This is a genomic window from Nocardia sp. NPDC051030 (assembly GCF_040683015.1).
Lineage (GTDB): Bacteria > Actinomycetota > Actinomycetes > Mycobacteriales > Mycobacteriaceae > Nocardia.
Map to the genome: position 1 here is coordinate 128,315 of NZ_JBFBCD010000009.1, position 17,446 is coordinate 145,760.

General features: G+C 64.8%; 19 protein-coding genes and 1 tRNA gene. 13 read left to right on the forward strand and 7 right to left on the reverse strand.

Features of this window, described 5'->3' with window-relative positions:
* The first annotated feature begins 207 nt into the window (after positions 1-207).
* The 9 genes from AB0N05_RS28475 (at position 208) to AB0N05_RS28515 (ending at position 9,374) form a co-directional block, all read left to right on the forward strand.
* Complete coding sequence (locus AB0N05_RS28475) at positions 208-1,413, forward strand: cytochrome P450 (RefSeq protein WP_364699354.1); 1,206 nt, start codon at positions 208-210, stop codon at positions 1,411-1,413.
* Positions 1,413-2,198 carry an SDR family oxidoreductase gene (locus AB0N05_RS28480; RefSeq protein ID WP_364699356.1) on the forward strand — a complete coding sequence of 262 codons (786 nt, stop codon included), beginning with the start codon at positions 1,413-1,415 and terminating at the stop codon, positions 2,196-2,198. Before AB0N05_RS28475 ends, AB0N05_RS28480 begins: the two co-directional genes overlap by 1 nt.
* Positions 2,198-2,401 carry a ferredoxin gene (locus AB0N05_RS28485; protein WP_364700072.1) on the forward strand — a complete coding sequence of 68 codons (204 nt, stop codon included), beginning with the start codon at positions 2,198-2,200 and terminating at the stop codon, positions 2,399-2,401. Before AB0N05_RS28480 ends, AB0N05_RS28485 begins: the two co-directional genes overlap by 1 nt.
* Before the next feature lie 42 nt (positions 2,402-2,443).
* Entirely contained in the window at positions 2,444-2,962 is a 519-nt protein-coding gene (locus AB0N05_RS28490; protein ID WP_364700074.1) for a nuclear transport factor 2 family protein, read from the forward strand.
* Entirely contained in the window at positions 2,956-4,200 is a 1,245-nt protein-coding gene (locus AB0N05_RS28495) for a hypothetical protein (RefSeq protein ID WP_364699358.1), read from the forward strand. Before AB0N05_RS28490 ends, AB0N05_RS28495 begins: the two co-directional genes overlap by 7 nt.
* 18 nt (positions 4,201-4,218) lie before the next feature.
* Positions 4,219-5,823, forward strand: coding sequence for an acyl-CoA synthetase (locus tag AB0N05_RS28500; RefSeq protein ID WP_364699360.1), 1,605 nt, complete (start codon positions 4,219-4,221; stop codon positions 5,821-5,823).
* A 96-nt stretch (positions 5,824-5,919) separates the two neighbouring features.
* Positions 5,920-6,633 carry an acetoacetate decarboxylase family protein gene (locus AB0N05_RS28505; protein WP_364699362.1) on the forward strand — a complete coding sequence of 238 codons (714 nt, stop codon included), beginning with the start codon at positions 5,920-5,922 and terminating at the stop codon, positions 6,631-6,633.
* Positions 6,630-7,400, forward strand: a complete 771-nt coding sequence (locus AB0N05_RS28510; RefSeq protein ID WP_364699364.1) for an SDR family oxidoreductase — start codon at positions 6,630-6,632, stop codon at positions 7,398-7,400. The genes AB0N05_RS28505 and AB0N05_RS28510 overlap by 4 nt, the downstream gene beginning before the upstream one ends.
* A 192-nt stretch (positions 7,401-7,592) precedes the next feature.
* Positions 7,593-9,374 (forward strand): ABC transporter ATP-binding protein, encoded by a 1,782-nt coding sequence (locus tag AB0N05_RS28515; protein ID WP_364699366.1) that lies wholly within the window; start codon positions 7,593-7,595, stop codon positions 9,372-9,374.
* 69 nt (positions 9,375-9,443) lie between these two features.
* Here the strand turns inward: AB0N05_RS28515 and AB0N05_RS28520 are convergent, their stop codons facing one another.
* A complete protein-coding gene (locus AB0N05_RS28520; RefSeq protein WP_364699368.1) occupies positions 9,444-10,265 on the reverse strand; it encodes a crotonase/enoyl-CoA hydratase family protein in 822 nt (273 codons plus the stop codon).
* A gap of 138 nt (positions 10,266-10,403) precedes the next feature.
* Between AB0N05_RS28520 and AB0N05_RS28525 the strand changes: the two genes are divergently transcribed.
* From AB0N05_RS28525 to AB0N05_RS28535, 3 genes are all read left to right on the forward strand, one after another.
* A complete protein-coding gene (locus tag AB0N05_RS28525; protein ID WP_364699370.1) occupies positions 10,404-11,993 on the forward strand; it encodes a succinic semialdehyde dehydrogenase in 1,590 nt (529 codons plus the stop codon).
* A gap of 189 nt (positions 11,994-12,182) precedes the next feature.
* A complete protein-coding gene (locus AB0N05_RS28530) occupies positions 12,183-12,824 on the forward strand; it encodes a DUF4232 domain-containing protein (protein WP_364699372.1) in 642 nt (213 codons plus the stop codon).
* 95 nt (positions 12,825-12,919) lie between these two features.
* Entirely contained in the window at positions 12,920-13,348 is a 429-nt protein-coding gene (locus AB0N05_RS28535) for a nitroreductase family deazaflavin-dependent oxidoreductase (protein ID WP_364699374.1), read from the forward strand.
* A gap of 83 nt (positions 13,349-13,431) precedes the next feature.
* Here the strand turns inward: AB0N05_RS28535 and AB0N05_RS28540 are convergent, their stop codons facing one another.
* The 5 genes from AB0N05_RS28540 to AB0N05_RS28560 form a co-directional block, all read right to left on the reverse strand.
* Positions 13,432-14,091 carry a Rid family hydrolase gene (locus AB0N05_RS28540; protein WP_364699376.1) on the reverse strand — a complete coding sequence of 220 codons (660 nt, stop codon included), beginning with the start codon at positions 14,089-14,091 and terminating at the stop codon, positions 13,432-13,434.
* Positions 14,088-14,618, reverse strand: a complete 531-nt coding sequence (locus tag AB0N05_RS28545; RefSeq protein ID WP_364699378.1) for a DUF6879 family protein — start codon at positions 14,616-14,618, stop codon at positions 14,088-14,090. Before AB0N05_RS28545 ends, AB0N05_RS28540 begins: the two co-directional genes overlap by 4 nt.
* Positions 14,619-14,887: 269 nt before the next feature.
* Positions 14,888-15,760, reverse strand: coding sequence for a helix-turn-helix transcriptional regulator (locus AB0N05_RS28550; protein ID WP_364699380.1), 873 nt, complete (start codon positions 15,758-15,760; stop codon positions 14,888-14,890).
* Positions 15,757-16,278 (reverse strand): DUF6879 family protein, encoded by a 522-nt coding sequence (locus AB0N05_RS28555; protein WP_364699382.1) that lies wholly within the window; start codon positions 16,276-16,278, stop codon positions 15,757-15,759. Before AB0N05_RS28555 ends, AB0N05_RS28550 begins: the two co-directional genes overlap by 4 nt.
* Entirely contained in the window at positions 16,259-16,537 is a 279-nt protein-coding gene (locus tag AB0N05_RS28560) for a hypothetical protein (RefSeq protein ID WP_364699384.1), read from the reverse strand. The genes AB0N05_RS28555 and AB0N05_RS28560 overlap by 20 nt, the downstream gene beginning before the upstream one ends.
* Positions 16,538-16,809: 272 nt before the next feature.
* Between AB0N05_RS28560 and AB0N05_RS28565 the strand changes: the two genes are divergently transcribed.
* The gene (locus AB0N05_RS28565) at positions 16,810-17,304 is read left to right on the forward strand and encodes a hypothetical protein (protein WP_364699386.1); all 495 of its coding nucleotides are present in this window, start codon (positions 16,810-16,812) and stop codon (positions 17,302-17,304) included.
* A gap of 44 nt (positions 17,305-17,348) precedes the next feature.
* Here AB0N05_RS28565 and AB0N05_RS28570 read toward each other — a convergent pair.
* Positions 17,349-17,422: transfer RNA gene (locus tag AB0N05_RS28570), tRNA-Pro, on the reverse strand.
* Positions 17,423-17,446 lie beyond the last annotated feature (24 nt).

Genomic DNA, 17,446 nt, shown 5'->3' on the forward strand with positions numbered 1-17,446 from the left:
CGTGTACGGACTATAAGTTCGGAGCTCCGCAACGCGCAAGAACATGTTTCAGTTTGCGAGACCCGAATGCAGTCCGATTTTCGATTCCATTGTCAGCTCAGCCCCTCACCGGTACCGTACAGACACGTGTCCAGCTACATGTCTTCATGGCCGGACCACGCTCATCAGAGCCGATGAACGCGTTATCGAATAAGAGGTGCAGAGACGATGACCGCAGCCTCCCTAGAGCCGCTGCTGTTCGACCCGTACGACTACCGCATGCACGACGATCCCTACCCCGTGTACCAGCGGCTGCGCACCGAAGCGCCGGTCTATCACAATCCCGAACTGGACTTCTGGGCGCTTTCCCGGCATGCCGACGTGGCTGCCGGATTCCGCGACAATGTGCGGCTCTCCAGCGCCAATGGCGTCTCCCTGGACCCGTCCGCCTGGGGGCCGCACGCGCATCGGACCATGTCCTTCCTGGCCATGGACGATCCCCGGCACCTGCGATTGCGGAAACTGGTCTATCAAGGCTTCACCCCGCGCCGCGTCAGCGAGATGCACGATCGGATCCGGCAGATCACCCTGCAATATCTCGAACCTGCCCTGGCCGAAGGCAGTTTCGACTGGATCGACCGGGTCGCGGGCCAGGTGCCCATGGACGTCATCTCCGAACTGCTCGGCGTCCCGGAGGCCGATCGCGCCGAACTGCGCAGGCTCGCAGACCTTTTGCTGCACCGCGAGGAAGGCGTGCTCGATGTGCCGGTCCCGGCCATGGAGGCCGCGCTGCACCTGATCGGGTATTACGCCGATATGGTCGCCGAGCGCCGCAAGCAGCGCACCGGGGACCTCACCTCCGCGCTGCTGGACGCCGAAGCCGACGGTGATCACCTCACCGAGGACGAGATCATCGGATTCATGTTCCTCATGGTGGTCGCCGGGAACGAGACCACCACGAAACTGCTGGGCAATGCGCTGTATTGGGCCGGACGCAATCCCGCGCAGTACGCCAGGGCCGCGGCGCATCCCGAACTCGTCGAGGACTGGGTGGAGGAGACCTTGCGGTACGACGCGTCCAGTCAGATCCTGGCGCGGACGGCCGCCGTGGACCTCGAGTACTACGGGCGGACCATTCCGCAGGGTTCGAAGGTGCTGCTGCTCATCGGATCCGCCAATCGGGACGACGCGGCATTCCATGATCCGGACCGGTACGAGATCGAGCGGTCGGACAAGAGCGGGCTGATCAGCTTCGGGAAGGGCGTGCACTTCTGCCTGGGCGCGCATCTGGCGCGGCTCGAGGCCGGAGTTGTGCTGCGGGAGTTCGTAGATCGGGTCAAGGGCTACGAAATTCCGGACGGCGGAATCGAACGAGTTCATTCTGTGAATGTGCGCGGCTTCGCGAAACTACCCGTGACAGTGGAGGTTCGGTAATGCCACGATTCGAACCGCATCCGGCTCGACGCGCTGCCCTGATAGCGGGAGCGTCCTCCGGAATCGGGGCCGCCACCGCCGTCGCGCTCGCGGAGCTGGGGTATCCGGTGGCGCTCGGAGCCCGCCGGGTGGAGGTCTGCGAAACCCTGGCCGAGAAGATCCGCGCCGATGGGGGAGAGGCCTTCGCTCATCGGCTCGATGTGTCCGATACCGCATCCGTCGATGAATTCGTCAGTGCCGCGGAGGATGCGCTCGGGCCGATCGAGATCGTCGTATCCAGCGCGGGCGACCTGGAATTCGGGCGCGGCTGGGAAATCTCTCCCGAGCTGTTCGAATCGCAGGTTCGGGTACACCTGGTCGGGGCGCAACGGCTGGCGCATCGAACCATGCCCGGCATGATCGAGCGGCAACGCGGGGACTTCGTCGTCATCGGCTCCGATTGCGCCGTGCATGTACGGCCCGGAGCCGGGGCCTACAACGCCGCCAAGTCCGGTGTCGAGGCCTTCGCCACCCAGCTGCGCATGGAGCTGGAAGGCACCGGTGTGCGCTCGTCCATTGTCCGGCCGGGGCAAACGCTGACCGGGATGGGAATGCAGGCCACGCCGGAGGTGGTCGGGCCGCTGCTCGAGGACTGGGCGAAATGGGGGTTCGCCAGGCATCCGAATTTCCTGCAGGCCGCCGATATCACCGCGGCGGTGGTGGCCGTCGTATCCACCCCGCGCGGTGCGCATCTCGTGCTGGTGGAGGTGCAGCCGGAGGCTCCCTTGAAGAAGGGGGACCGGTGATGCGGCTGGTCGTGGATCTCGATCTGTGCCAAGGACATGCGGTGTGCCAGGACGAAGCGCCCGGTCTGTTCAACGTCCCCAAGAGCGGCCAGGTGGAGATCGTCCGTGCCGATCCGGGCGACGACCTCGAGGCGGCCCGCACCGCCGTTCGCTATTGCCCGACCCAGGCGCTGTCGCTCGTGGACGACAGTCCCGCTGACTAACCGGAGGTTGCCTTGCCCTTCTCCCGCGACGAACTCGACGACATGATCCGCCGCTGGGTGGACGAGAATAAACGCTGCGAAGCGCTCGGTGACTGGAAACCCTTGGCGGACTTCTATACCGAGGACGCCACCTACGGCTGGAACTACGGGCCGACTCAGGAATTCATGGCCGTCGGGCGGGACGAGATCCGCGATATCGCGCTCGGACAGGAGATGTTCGGGCTCGAGGGCTGGACCTACCCGTACCAGGAATTCGTGGTCGACGAACGCAGCGGCAGCGTCATCGGCTTCTGGAAACAGGTCAATGAGAAACATCGCGCGGACGGGCGGCCGTACGGCCCGGAAGGCATCGGCGGCAGCTGGTTCCGCTACGGCGGAAACTTCCAGTGGTCCTGGCAGCGCGACTTCTTCGACTTCGGCAATGTGACAGCGCTTTTCGTGGAAATGATCCAGGACAACGCACTGTCCACCGGCATGCAGAAACGCATCGAACGATCCATGTCCGGGGAACCGCTGCCCGGCTGGTACCGGATCGGGGAGGGGCCGGTACCCCTGTGGTGAGTCGATACGCCGCGCTCTCCCGCGCCGAACTGGCCGTGCTCGTGCCGGAACTCTTGCTGTGCGGGCATCTCATCGATCGTTCCGGCATGGCGCACGTGCTGGGCGCGCTCGGCCGCGAGGGCATGACCGGGGTGGCCATCGACGAATGGCGACTCGCCAGCCCGGTGTACACGCGGCGCATGCGACGGGCGCTCGGCATCACCGGGGACGGGGTGGATGCCATCTTCAAGGGCTTCCAGCTCGATATCGGTGCGCCACCGCAGTTCATGGACTTCCGGTTCTCGGTACAGGACCACGACCACGGCGAATTCCATCTCGCCCGGTGCGGGGCGCTCGCGGATGTGGAACCGATGGGCGAGGAATACGTGGTCGCCATGTGCCACGACATCGAGGACCCGACCTTCGACGCCACCGCACTGGCGACCAATCCGCACGCGCGGGTCCGGCCGGTGCATAGGCCGCCGCGGGTACCGGCGGATCGGGAACCGGTGTGCGCGTGGACCGTGACCATCGACGCCACGTTCGAGCCACCGGCTCCGGCCGATGATGCGTTGCTGGTAGCGGGGACTCGGGCCGCATGCGTGGAACTCGGCGATATCGACCCGGAAGATGCCGGGCTGCACGACTATTCGGGACCGCTGTTGAGCGATCTGCGGTTCGAGGACTTCTCTCGTTCGGCGCTGATCCGGATCGCCGATGAGGTGTCCTTGCAGCACCATCTGCTTACGCTGGGATTCCGGATCGCCGTCGACGCCCGGACCGATGCGGCGACCGCTGTGGATATCGCGCACAAGCAGTTCACCGGGATCGCCGGGCTCACGTCCGAGCGACTGCGCAAGGCACTGCGCCTGGGCGACGATACGGCCGCGCTCGTGCAGGTCCTGCGGGTGCATCCGGTCTTCAATCCCGCTGCGTATCTGGATATTCAGGTTTCGATTGACGCCGATGGGCCGGTGCGGATTCGGATCGCGCGGGACTGCGGGGCCATTGCCGACGGCGCATGGGCGGCGCTGCTCGACCCCGATCACCTCGATCCCTTGAATGCCCTGGTGCGCGGTGTGAATCCGTGCTTCTACACCCGGGTCCGGGCCGCCGACCACGATGCGGTCACCTTCGAAATCGCGCTCGCGGCAATGCCTTTCCAGGAAGTCCCCGAGGTGGCGATCACCCGATTCAGTACCGGCGCGGCCTTTGCCTTCACCGATCGGGGCGTGCCGCTGCCACTCACCGTTCTGTAGCGAGAAAGCGACCCCGCCATGGCATGCAACTTCGCCGACCTCTACGAGCACACCGCCGATGCGGTGCCGGACCGGATCGCGGTGATCGAGGGCGAGCGGCGGCTCACCTTCCGGGAACTCGACGAGCGCGCCAACCGGCTCGCACATCACCTGGCCGGGGCGGGCGCGGGCCCGGGCACCCACATCGGGTTCCACATGCACAACAGCATCGAGACGCTCGAAACGCTGATCGGCTGCTTCAAGATTCGCGCGGTGCCGATCAATATCAACTATCGGTATCGGGCCGAGGAACTGCGGTATGTCTACGACAATGCCGATCTCGAGATGGTGGTGCACCACCGGTGCTACGCCCCGCTGATCGAGGAGGTGCGGGGGCAGCTGCCGCAGCTGCGGCACTCGCTCGTGGTGGAGGACGACCAAGGCGGCGACGGCCTGCCGACGAATTCGGATTCGTACGAGAAGGCCCTCGAATCATCCTCCCCTGAACGGGATTTCGGTCCACGCACCGCCGATGACCTGTTCATCATGTACACCGGCGGGACCACCGGCCTGCCCAAGGGCGTCATGTGGCGGCAAGAGGACATGTGGCGGGTGCTCGGCGGCGGCATCGACTTCTACACCGGTGAACCGGTGGCCGACGAATATCAGCAGTCCCGCACCGGGGCGCAGGCCCAGCCCCTCAACTGGTTCGTGCTGCCACCGCTGATTCACGCCGCCGCCATGATGCCCACCTTCACGGCCCTGTGGTCCGGCAATACGGTGATCTTCGAGCCGCGTTTCGATCCCGCGCGCATCTGGCAGGTGGTGGCGCGGGAACGCGCGAACATCCTGGTCATCACCGGTGATGCCATTGCCCGCCCGCTTCTCGACGCCTACCGGGCCGCGCCGGTGGATGCTTCCACGCTGTGGTCCATCGGATCCGGTGCCGCGCAACTGACTCAGCCGGTGAAGAACGAACTGCTGGAACTGTTTCCGAACACTATCGTCACCGAATCCATCGGTTCCTCCGAAACCGGGTTCGGGGGAATCGGTTTCGCGCAGAAGGATGATGATCCGGGGCGTGGTCCGCGCGTGCAGGTCGGCCGCGGAGCCGTGGTGGTCGACGATCTGGGCAAGCCGGTTTCCGCGGGTGCGGGCTGGGTGGCCAAGACCGGCAATGTGCCGATCGGCTACTACAAGGATCCGGTCAAGACCGACAAGCTGTTTCGCACCGTGGACGGCGTGCGGATGGTCCTCACCGATGATCGCGCCCGGGTCGAGGCGGATGGCTCGGTCACGCTCATCGGCCGCGGCAACATGATGATCAATACCGGGGGCGAGAAGGTCTTCCCGGAAGAGGTCGAGGCCGTCGTCAAGGCGTTCGCGGGCGTGTACGACGTGGTCGTGATCGGGGTTCCGCACGAACGGTGGGGTGCGCAGGTGGCGGCGGTGCTGTCCCGGGCCGAGGCCGAGCTGGACTTCGCGGCACTCGAGCGGCATGTGCGCGCGCACCTCGCGTCCTACAAGCTGCCGCGCCGGATCTGGATGGCCGAGACGGTGTCGCGGACGCCGAGCGGCAAGCCCGACTATCGCTGGGCCAATGCCTTCGCGGCGGCCCGGGAACCCGACCACGAGGTGCGATAACAAGTTATGGAAACTAACTCCAACCCCATTCCCGATCAGCGAGATAACTCGGCAGAACGCGTGACGCAGGCCACTGGAACCTGTTCTAATTTGGGAATGGCTGAGGCGCATACCGTACTGGGCGAACAAGTTCGCATGCCGGTGGAGATCCGCCATGCCGACGCCAGCTCGGCACTGTTCCTGGTGGACGCCGGCGCGGCCCGCGAATTGCTCGCGGAGACCGGGCTGGAGCCACTCACGGTGCTGCCGGGACGGGCCGTGCTCTCCCTCGCGTTCGTGCGGTACGTCGATGGAGATCTCGGCCCGTACCACGAATTCGCGTTCTCGCTCATGGCCCGGCAGCCCGGGCGGCGCGACAGCACCGGGGCCTACATTCACTGGCTGCCGGTGAACCAGAGCTTCACCTGTGAAGCGGGGCAATCGATTTGGGGATTCCCCAAGCTGATGGCCGATATCGACATCACGCCGGTGCGCGGGGGACATCGCTGTGAGGTGCGCGTGGACGGGCAACTCGTGATCGCGCTGCGCATCGCCGACGGCATACCCATGCCGGGCGGGGCCGGTGGCGCGTCCATCGACGCCTACACCTCCCGCAATGGCCTGCTGCGGCGCACACCCTGGGTGATGAACCCGGGCAAGGTGCGCGGGCGTCCCGGCGGGACGCGCGTCGAACTGGGGAATCACCCCATCTCCGAGCAGCTGCGGTCCCTCGGGCTGCCCAAGGCAGCTCTCTTCTCGAGCCGGATCGGCTCACTCCACATGACTTTCGACGACGCCACCACGGTGTTGCAGACCCGGGAGGGCAAATGACCCAGACAGCACTGGTAACCGGAGCCGCCAGCGGCATGGGCCGGATTGTCGCGCAGCGACTCGCCGCGGCGGGCTGGCGCGTCGCCGCCGTCGACCTCAATGCCGACGGACTGGCCGAGACGGCGCAGCGCTCGCCGAATATGCACACCTACACCTGCGACGTCTCCGATACCGATCAGGTGTTCGCGGTGGTCGACAAGGTGCGCTCCGAACTCGGCACCATCGACCGGCTGGTGCATGCGGCGGGGATGGCGCATGTGCACGGCACCGCGCTGGATCATGATGTGGCGCAGATCAAGCAGATGATCAACGTCAACTACATCGGCACCGTCAACCTGTGCCAGGCCGTCATTCCGGCCATGCAGCAGGCCGGAACCGGCACCGTCGTGCTGTTCGCCTCGGTCGCGGGCTGGCTGCCCTCGCCCGGCATGGCCGGATACACCGCCTCCAAGCACGCCGTCATCGGCTTCGTCGACAGCATGGCCTACGAACTCGACGGCAGCGGCGTGCGACTGCTCGCCCTGTGCCCGCCCATGGTGGAAACCGCTTTCCTGAAGAACATTCGGGACGAGAACGCCTCCGTGCTCGGCGGCGCGGGCGGCATGCAGCCCGAGGCCGTCATCGACGCGCTCGAGAAGGCCCTGGCCAAGCCCAAGAACCCGCTGTTCGTCTTCCCCGGCGAGGCCTATCCGGGATACCTCATGCGGCGATTCCTGCCGGGTGTGGCCCGGGCCATCGTCAAGCGCAAGATCCAAGTGACGAACTGACCCCCCAAGCGTGGATGCCGGGTCGTGCTCCGAGCGGCATCCATTTCAAGCGCTGGGCAACCGGGGCTCTGCGGTTGCCCAGCGCTGCACCATGTCCGCAACTTTTTAGCGAATATTCGCTCGCCATAGCGCCCCCCGGCCAGGCACCATAGTCGTCCTGCACTGCTCGAACCCCACTTCGAGAGAGGACGAATGAACTTACGCGCGTCCGCTGTGATGCTGGTTCTGCGCTACTACGGCCGGGAATTGGCTCGGCGGAAATCACTCACGATCCCGGCCATGCTGGGACCGGCACTGGGCAATACCTGCCAGTTGTACATCGCACCCCTACTGGTCGCGGCCCTCATCGGGCGGGTGGCCGACACCGGCGACTCCTCGCTCGGGACGGTCGCGCCCTACGTGCTGGGCTTCGCCGGACTATTGCTGTTCGCGGAAGTCCTGTGGCGCATCGGCATTCACTGCCTGAACCGGCTCGACGCCAATGGCATCGAGAGCCTGTACATCGTCGCCATGGACGAGTTGCTGGCCAAGGATGCGGCGTTCTTCCACAATAATTTCGCCGGATCCCTGACCAAGCGGTCGCTGAGCTTCGCCACGCGGTTCGAGGAGTTCGCCGACACCCTCGCGTTCGAGATCGTCGCCGCGCTGGTGCCGCTCACCTTCGCCTCGGTGGTGCTGTGGCGCTACGACCCGATGCTGGTGGTCGTGCTCATCGGACTGATCGCGCTGACCGGACTGGTCATCGCGCCGCTCATCAAGCGTCGGCAGAAGCTGGTCGACGATCGCGAGGTCGCGACCGCGCTGGTCTCCGGGCACGTCTCCGACAGCCTCTCCAATATGCAGGTGGTGCGGGCCTTCGCGGCCGAACCGCTGGAGGCGGCCGAGCATCGCAAGCGCGTTGCCTGGCAGCGGCGAAAGGCCTTGGCGTCCTGGGACTACAACAACCTGAAGATCGACACCGTGGTCACGCCCCTGGTGGTGCTCTGCAATGCGCTGGGGCTGCTGGTGGCGCTCGGGTTGAGCGGCGGGCACGCGGGCGTCGAGGTGATCATGGTGACGTTCACGTACTACTGGAATGCCACCAACATCATGTTCCGGTTCAACCAGATCTACCGGCGGCTGGAGAGCTCGGTCACCGAGGCGGCGCAATTCACCGAACTGCTGCGCGAGACACCCACGGTGCTCGATGTCAGCGAGCCGGAGCCCTTGCGGCCCAAGGGATCCGGTATCCAGTTCGATCGAGTGCAGTTCGCGCACGCCGGATCCGCGCCGCTGTTCCGCGGCCTGGATCTGGACGTGCCGAGCGGGTCCAAGATCGGCCTGGTCGGGCGGTCCGGCGGCGGCAAGAGCACGCTGACGCAGTTGCTGTTGCGCATGATGGATATCGACGGCGGCAGCATTCGCATTGGCGGCCAGGATATTTCGAAGCTCCGGCAGGCCGACCTGCGCAGCATGCTCGCCTACGTGCCGCAGGATCCGGCCATGTTCCATCGGACGCTGCGGGAGAACATCCGCTTCGCCCGGCCCGATGCCACGGACGAGGAGATTCAGCGGGCGGCCAAGGCGGCGCACGTCACCGAATTCTCCGATGCCCTGCCCGAGGGCATGGACACGCTGCTCGGTGAGCGCGGCGTGAAACTGTCCGGCGGACAACGGCAGCGCGTCGCACTGGCTCGGGCCATCCTGCGGGATGCCCCGATCCTGCTGCTCGACGAGGCCACCAGCGCCCTCGACTCGGAGAGCGAAGTGCTTGTGCAGCAAGCGCTCTGGGAGTTGATGGAGGGGCGTACCGCAGTGGTGGTCGCGCACCGGCTGAGCACGGTGGCCGGGATGGATCAGCTGGTCGTGCTCGATCGTGGGCAGATCGTGGAGAAAGGCACGCACGAGGAATTGCTCGACGCGGAAGGGGCTTATGCCCAACTGTGGCGGCATCAGTCGGGTGGCTTCCTCGGTGAGGAAGTCGCGGCCCGCTAGCGCTATCGGGTGTGAGGACCGAATGGGGTGTGAGAGTTCAGCTCTCACACTCCATTCGTGTGTAAGCCTCTAGTTGCCCTGGAAGTTGGGCTTGCGCTTCTCGGCGAAGGCGCGGGGGCCTTCCTTCGCATCGGCGCTGAGGAAGACCGGCAGGCCGACCTTGGCGTCGATCTTGAAGGCGTCCTCCTCATGCAGGCCCTCGGTGTCGCGCATGACCTTCAGGATCGCCTGAACCGCAAGCGGGCCATTGTTATTGATCAGCTCGGCGATCTCCAAGGCCTTGTCCAGCGCGGTGCCGTCCGGGACCACGTGACCGACCAGGCCGAAGCTCAGCGCCTCGGTCGCGGTGATGTGGCGGCCGGTCAGCAGCAGCTCCGCCGCGACGGTGTACGGGATCTGCCGGGGCAGTCGCACGGCCGAGCCGCCCATCGGGAAAAGGCTCCACTTCGCCTCGGACACACCGAATTTGGCGCTCTCACCGGCAATGCGGATATCGGTGCCCTGCAGGATCTCGGTGCCGCCCGCGATGGCCGGGCCCTCGACGGCGGCGATCAGCGGTTTGGTGAGGCGGCGGCCCTTGAGCAGGCCCGGCATGCGGGACGGGTCGAAGGAGCTGCCCTCCTTCATATTCTCGCCCGGGTTGGACTTGGACATGGCCTTGAGGTCCGCGCCCGCGCAGAACGCGCCGCCCGCACCGGTGAGGATGCAGGAGCGGATCTCGGGATCATTGTCGACGGTGTCCCAGGCCTCGGTCATGATCGCCAGCATCTCGCCGGTGAGGGCGTTCTTGCGGGCCGGGCGGTTCATGGTGACGATCAGCGTCGCGCCGCGCTTCTCGACGAGCGCGTGCGGCTCGGTGTTGCTACTTGTTTCAGCAGTCGCGGTGGTCATGCCGACCTTTCTTTCCACTGGGCCAAACCGGGGGATTCTGGACGAAACTACCCCGTGCCGTTGTCCTGAACAATAACGTGTTCTAGTTTGGAGGAGGGTGACCGCCGTCACGGGCGGCAAGTACTGGAGAGAGCGCGCATGAGCACAACGAAGACGCCGACACTGCCGCCGCGTGTCACGGAATCTCTGATCAACCGGCTCACCGCCATGGTGACCGCGGGGAAGGCGGGCGAACCGCGCGACCCCTTCGAAATGATCGAGGTCTACACCGGCGAAACGGTCGGCTACCTGCCGCAGTCCTCCCCCGAGGATGTGGAGACCGCCGTCGCCATCGCCCGCGCCGCCCAGAAGGAATGGGCGCGACGGCCGCTGAAGGCCCGGCTCGAGGTATTCGAGCGGGCACACGAACTCATCCTCTCCGAGATCGAGACCATTGCCGACCTCATCCAGATCGGCTGCGGCAAGGCCCGGCGCATGGCCATCGAAGAGGCCTGCGACACCCCGATGGTGATCGCGCACTACCTCAAGACGGCCGAGAAGACCCTGCGCAACAAGAAGCGCAGCGGGCCCATGCCGATCATCACCACCTCCACCGAGGAGCACCGGCCCAAGGGCGTCGTCGCGGTCATCGCACCGTGGAACTTCCCCTTCGCCATCTCCATGTCCGACTCCACCCCCGCGCTCATGGCGGGCAATGGCCTGATCCTCAAGCCGGACAACAAGACCGCGCTGTGCACGCTGTACGGGCTGGAACTGCTACACAAGGCGGGACTGCCGCGCGGGCTGGTGCAGGTCGTGTGCGGCGGCGGACCCGATGTCGGCCCGACCCTGATCGACAATGTCGACTACGTCATGTTCACCGGCTCCACCGCCACCGGCCGCACCATCGGTGAACAGGCCGGGCGCAACCTCATCGGTTGTTCGCTCGAGCTCGGCGGCAAGAACCCGATGATCGTGCTCGACGACTCCAACCTCGACGAGGCGATTCCCTCCGCCACCTTCGCCGTCTTCGGCAATACCGGCCAGGCGTGCATGCATATCGAGCGCATCTACGTGCAGGAGAGCATCCACGACGAGTTCGTGCGCCGATTCGTCGCCGCCGCAGAGGAATTGGGCTCCAAGGCCGGAGCCACCTACGACTTCGACCCCGAATTCGGCTCCCTCGTCTCGGTCGACCACATGAAGCGCGTCGCCTCCCACGTCGACGAGGCCCGAGAAAAAGGCGCGACCGTCCTCACCGGCGGCAACCCCCGCCCCGATATCGGCCCCGCCTTCTTCGAGCCCACCGTCCTCACCGGTGTCACCCCCGACATGGCGCACGCCACCATGGAAACCTTCGGACCCGTCGTCACCATCTACAAATTCAAAACCGAAGACGAGGCCGTCCGCCTCGCCAACGCCACCACCTACGGCCTCAACGCCAGCGTCTGGGCCGGAAACCTCGACCGCGCCGGGCGAATCGCCGAAAAGATCGAAGCCGGAAGCATCAATATCAACGACGGCTTCGTCACCACCTACGCCGCCAAGGGAACCCCCTCCGGCGGCGTCAAACAGTCCGGCGTCGGCACCCGCCACGGCGCGGCAGGCATCCTCAAGTACACCGACACCATCAATATCGGCGTCCAGAAGAAGCAGATCCTCGCCGCTCGTTCGGGCATGCCCTATGAAAAGCAGCTCAAGTCCACCCTCATGACCCTGCGCCTCATGAAGCGCCTGCACCTGGGCTGACGCCGACCGTCATCGTGCCGCCCGCCGCGCCGTACTCCTCGACCGCAATGAGGATTTCGCCGTCGGCGGGCGGTTCAGCGCGTGAGGAGATCGAACCCGAATCGTGACTCGTCCGGTGGTTCGGCTACCGGGTCCGCCGCCGATAGACCCCGTGAAGCTCCTGTACGGCGTCCGAAGGTGGGGATTCACATGAGCAGGCAGACAACGCGATTCGCACGGATTCTCCTATGCTGCGCCTTGGCCGGGTTGGCGTCCTGCGCCACGAGCGAACCGGGACCCTCCGGCACCCCGTCCGGAACCACCAGGGCGACAACGCAATCGAACCCCTCCTCGGCACCCGCCACGGCTCCCGTGACCGCCCCGGAGACCACGCCCGGCACACCTCCCGGAACCGTCCCAGCGGGCACCCCGGCCGTCCGCGCCTGCGGCTCCGGCCAAGTCGACACCACCGTCACCAACCTCGGCGCGGCCATGCTCCACCGCGGCCTCCAACTGACCTTCACCCTGAACCCCGGCAACACCCCCTGCACCCTCACCGGCTACCCAGGCGTAGACGCCTACGACAACGGCACGGTCATCCACGCCGACCGCACCCCCCGCGGCTACATCGGCGGCCTCCCGCAGGGCGACGACACCCTCCCGGCGGTCCTGCTCGACAGCACCCACACCGCCCAAGCCGTAATCGAAGCCGTCGCAGTCCACGACAACGGCGAAGGCTGCACCGTAAGCCCCGCCCTCCTGGTCACCCCGCCCAACACCACCTCCACCGTCACCCTCGGCAGCTCCATCGCCACCTGCCGCCTCCAGATCCACCCGGTCACCGCCTCCTGACCGGCCGACACCGATCAGGAATCAAGAAGCGCAGGTCAAACGTCCGCGACTAGCGTCAATGACAGACCGAGACAGTCGCTCACCGGAGGTAGGAGATGTCTCAGAACAGCCTGTCACTGTGGTTCCAGCGAAAAATGAACGCCCGCACCACCGCCCGAATCCGCCGCAAAGGCGGCAAATTCATGGGCATGGATCTCCTGATCCTGCACACGGTAGGCCGCAAATCCGGCCACCCCCGCCAATCCCCCCTCTCCTGGTTCCCGGACGGCCCCAACGCCTGGCTGGTCATAGCCTCAGGCGGCGGCAACCACCACCCCGACTGGTACGCCAACCTGATGGCCCACCCCGACCAAGCCTCAGTAGAACTACACGGCCACCCAGCCGTCCACGTCAAACCCCACCGCCTCGAAGGCCCCGACCGCGACAAGGCCTGGCAACGCATAGTCGCCGACCAGCCCCGCTACGCGAAGTACCAAACCAAATCCGCCAAGCAATACCCGGTAATCCGCCTGGCCACCGACTAACCGAACCGCGTCCCCCTTCCCGCGCAACAACTTCCATACCCCGCCAAATACGAGTAGGCCTAGACCGGCAAACCGGTCCGGGCCTATTCTCCATCCTTCGCCGCATCCGACCAGGCCATGACATCTATCTCGACTCGAAGCGATGGAGCAGCCAAGCCGCTGACATACATCAAAGTCATGCAAGGTTCGTGCGATCCGAGGAAGTCGGCGAAAGCCGTGCGCCGGGCCGCACTATCGACCTGGCCAACCAAAAATACGGTCACCTTCACCAGATCGGTGACGCTCATTCCCGCCGCTGACAGATTGCGCCCCACATTCTCGAGCGCCACCTCGATCTGTTCGACCACCGACTCCGGCACCGAACCGTCGACGCGCATACCGATTTGCCCCGACAGAACCAGCCACCGTCCCCCCGGGCCGATCTCGATCTGGTGCGTATACGCCGCCACCGGCGCATGAACATCCCTGGGATTGCGCTCGATCTTCACACTGCTGAGCCTATGGGTCTGGTGAGTCGTCGCGCTGGCGACCAGATCTGATACGTGTCCCTCAGCGGCGGTGTGCTCACACCACTTCCGGATGTCATCCTCGGTCGGCGTCTGCTTGCCGTACTCGATCTTCGTGACCTTCGACGGGTGCCAGGCCGCCAGATCGGCAAGCTGACGGCCAGTCAGACCAGCATCCCTGCGAAGGTCCCGAAGTTGTTGCCCGAGTGCCTCTCGAGCCTTGTGGACGTTGCTCACGCAGTGACGGTAGTCCGGCGGTATTCGGCGTAGGGGATCGCTTGCCGCCACACGGCGTCGCGAACCTGCGCGCACCGGCGCACCAGTGCCGGGTCGGTTGTGACCGCTGCCCCAGCTGCCGCCCCGTCACGAGTGAACAGCGTGTAGGCGACGGTGCTGTCATCGAACAGCCAGTAGTCGTCGGTCGTCAGGTCGTCGGCATCGACAAGATGACGCGGTAGGTACCGGATGTCTTCGCCTGCTTCGATATTCATCGGCGATACCACCAAGCTCCAGCGGACGTAGTCGACGTGTGGCACCGTGACGACCCGTGCCCGCGTGAAAACCACCCCGCGCTCGGTTGATTCGCGGACAAGATCGAACCAGCCCTGCAACCAGGCATAGTCGTCCGCCTCGCCGCTCAGAAACTTTCGGAACGGCTCGGATTCCTCCGGCGTCTCGTAGACATCCTGTACCTCGAGGTGAAAGGCCGACCTCTGACACGACCGGAACATGTCCGTGAATGCACGGTCAGTGACGTGGAGCATCGCGACGAATCTCTTTCCCTACGGGGACCTCTATGGCGCGCTCGTGGGACGGAAGATCCCTCTGCGCCAACGCTTCCGGAACTGGATGTCATCACGTGCGCGCCCGAGGAAACCTATGGCCAGCCAGCAGCACCAACGCCCGCCACTGTTCGGGCACCCTTCAGATGACTCAGGCGGCTCGCGAGTCGATCACCGATCAGTGAGTCCAGAATCGCCACCGCCTCAAGGTGGTAACCCTGACTGGTGCAGCGCTCGACCCGATCGCGATCTCACCATTCAGCCGGACCGTCTGCCTGTTTTTCGAGCCGGTCGGTTCGCCTGCTTACGGCTTCACGGATAAGCGCCCGTGCGGCATCCCCGGTAACCGATTGACCAGCCAATACGTCGAATGCGCGTCCGTACTGGGCTATTTCCCTGGGTTGAGTGACCGTCAGTTCAGCGGTAACGGTTTCGACCATGACGCGGGTGTTGTCGAAAATAGCGAAGTTCGTCATCGACACCCGGTATGACTCCTCGGCCGGAACGATGCCGAGCACCACCCTCGGGAGCCCGACCACGGCAAGTAGCCGGTCCAATTGACCGACCATGGTCCTATCGGTGCCGACCGTGGTTCTCAAGGCTTGCTCCGCGATGACGAAGTGAAATCGATGGTTCTTCCGGTACAAAATCTGTTGCCGCTCAAGACGTTTCGATACGCCTTCGTCGAGGTCGTCAGGCACCTGCTGGAATTCGATCACTCGCCGGAGTACGCCCTCCGCATACTCGGCCGTTTGGAGCAGTCCGGGGACGAGGAACGGGTGATACACCCGCATGACCTCGGTCTCGGCCTCGAGCTTGATCGATGCTTGCTGCCTGCGCTTGGTGCCGGTGCCGAGTAACCGCCGCCATTCGAGCCACGCGGCCTCGATGTTCCGCAGGGTGGCGATCAGGTCGGGTATCTGGTCCTCGGAGCCGGTGTGGGCGCACCAGGTGCGGATGTCGGTGTCCGTGGGTTTGGTCTTGCCGTACTCGATCTTCGGGACCTTGGTCTGATGCCAGCCTGCCCGCCGGGCGAGCTCGCTGCCTGAGATGCCCGCATCTAGGCGAAGCTCCCGGAGTCGTGCCCCGAGAGCTTCTTTAGCCTGGTTGAGCGAACCTGTCACGGTTCGCCATACTCCGACAACGGAACGGCCAAAGACCACACTCGTTCCTTGACGGTTCGGACGTAATCAACAATCCCTGGGTCGGTGGTCACACCACCGCCGATCCAACGGCCGTTCTCTCCAGGTTCGAACACAGTGAACGCGACCACCGAGTCATCGAACAACCACCAGTCATCGGTAGTCAGTTCATCGGCTGCGATCAGGTGCCGTGGCAGGTACCGCACATCTTCCCCGGCCTCCACATTGAGGCGCGCCACGTGCTTCGCGTACCGGGTGTAATCGTTGTGCGGCACGGTAACTACCCGCGCTCGGTTGACCGCTACACCCCGGCTGGTTGTTTCCCGTACCTGGCTCAGCCAAGGCTGGAACCATTCGTAGTCCTCTGTCTCTCCGGCGAGGAACCGAACCAGAGGCGGGTAGTCCGATGGGTAGTAGTCGTCCCTGACTTCGAGGTGGAATGCTTCGCGCTTCGCCTCCTGAAACAGGTTGTTGAATGCTTCACCCTGCACTAACAGCATTGCCGTAGAACGTCCTCTCTTGCCGGGGCACCTCAATGGCTGTCTCGTTGGGGTAGATGTCCATCTGTGCCAGCGTCTCACCATCGGTCACCGGTGTGCCGGAGGGGGCGAAAGTCCCTCTGCCCGTGTCGGTCATGGCTGAGTCGACGTATGTGTTCGGATGGATGAAGCCGAGCAGCCGTTGGGGGATTTCGACGGTTCCGAGGGTGTCCGTTTTCCAGCCCTGGACGACGTAGGTGTCTCGGTCTGTGTAGTACATGCTCGGGCAGCCTCCGCCCTCGGAGTCTCCTTTGCCGAGGAAATGTATCCGCATGATCATTCTCCAATCAGAGGTAATGCGCATTCATGCTCACGCTTTACCAATAATCCTCGGCCTCTTGCGGTTTGGGACAGCAATAGCTGGATTTGTGCATTCTCAAGCATAGGTGTGGCATCGAACTGCGCATAGTTCGTAGCGTCGGTTCATGGCGTTCGAGGCCGGTGCAGTCGTCTCGGTCCGAACTGCCTCGCGAGGCGACATGAGGGGCAGTCGTGACCAATGAACCAGATGAAGCGGAGACCACGCCGCGTACACGGCTGTTCCAGTTCCCCGGTGGCGTGCTGGAACTCCAGAGTTCAGGGGACGACTCGGAGGACTACTGCGGTTTCTACCTCGAAATCCACGGACACATCGCGCTCGACGGGCACGAGGACAGAGGGGCGGTAATGCGGTACAAGGCAACAGCTTTGGGATATCTCCGAACCGATGTGTCTGGGATTTCCCAACTCTGGGACGAGATGTGCATCCGCAGGCTCGCAACCCGGCTCGGGTACGACTTCACCCAACTGGTCGTCTACGACCCCAACTCCGCCCGTCCGCCACTGGCGCGATTGAAGGCCCAAGCCACCCGACTCGACGCCGAGGCCGTGATCGTTCCCGGACTGTCGCATTTCGACAATGACGAAATCCCGGCGTCGCTGGTGCGGCAACTCGATGTCATCACGTGCGCGCCCGAGGAAACCTATGGGAAACGAGTAAGGCCCTGACCGGTGAACCGGTCAGGGCCTACTGCTGTGTCTCAACCAACACGTCGGGGTGACAGGATTTGAACCTGCGACCTCTTCGTCCCGAACGAAGCGCGCTACCAAGCTGCGCCACACCCCGTGAAGTGAACGTGGAGAAGCTTAG

Coding starts and splice junctions, on each gene's coding strand:
- AB0N05_RS28475 (WP_364699354.1), top strand. CDS start 208: ATGACCGCAGCCTCCCTAGAGCCGCTGCTGTTCGACCCGTACGACTAC.
- AB0N05_RS28480 (WP_364699356.1), top strand. CDS start 1,413: ATGCCACGATTCGAACCGCATCCGGCTCGACGCGCTGCCCTGATAGCG.
- AB0N05_RS28485 (WP_364700072.1), top strand. CDS start 2,198: ATGCGGCTGGTCGTGGATCTCGATCTGTGCCAAGGACATGCGGTGTGC.
- AB0N05_RS28490 (WP_364700074.1), top strand. CDS start 2,444: ATGATCCGCCGCTGGGTGGACGAGAATAAACGCTGCGAAGCGCTCGGT.
- AB0N05_RS28500 (WP_364699360.1), top strand. CDS start 4,219: ATGGCATGCAACTTCGCCGACCTCTACGAGCACACCGCCGATGCGGTG.
- AB0N05_RS28505 (WP_364699362.1), top strand. CDS start 5,920: ATGGCTGAGGCGCATACCGTACTGGGCGAACAAGTTCGCATGCCGGTG.
- AB0N05_RS28510 (WP_364699364.1), top strand. CDS start 6,630: ATGACCCAGACAGCACTGGTAACCGGAGCCGCCAGCGGCATGGGCCGG.
- AB0N05_RS28515 (WP_364699366.1), top strand. CDS start 7,593: ATGAACTTACGCGCGTCCGCTGTGATGCTGGTTCTGCGCTACTACGGC.
- AB0N05_RS28520 (WP_364699368.1), bottom strand. CDS start 10,265: ATGACCACCGCGACTGCTGAAACAAGTAGCAACACCGAGCCGCACGCG.
- AB0N05_RS28525 (WP_364699370.1), top strand. CDS start 10,404: ATGAGCACAACGAAGACGCCGACACTGCCGCCGCGTGTCACGGAATCT.
- AB0N05_RS28530 (WP_364699372.1), top strand. CDS start 12,183: ATGAGCAGGCAGACAACGCGATTCGCACGGATTCTCCTATGCTGCGCC.
- AB0N05_RS28535 (WP_364699374.1), top strand. CDS start 12,920: ATGTCTCAGAACAGCCTGTCACTGTGGTTCCAGCGAAAAATGAACGCC.
- AB0N05_RS28545 (WP_364699378.1), bottom strand. CDS start 14,618: ATGCTCCACGTCACTGACCGTGCATTCACGGACATGTTCCGGTCGTGT.
- AB0N05_RS28555 (WP_364699382.1), bottom strand. CDS start 16,278: ATGCTGTTAGTGCAGGGTGAAGCATTCAACAACCTGTTTCAGGAGGCG.
- AB0N05_RS28560 (WP_364699384.1), bottom strand. CDS start 16,537: ATGTACTACACAGACCGAGACACCTACGTCGTCCAGGGCTGGAAAACG.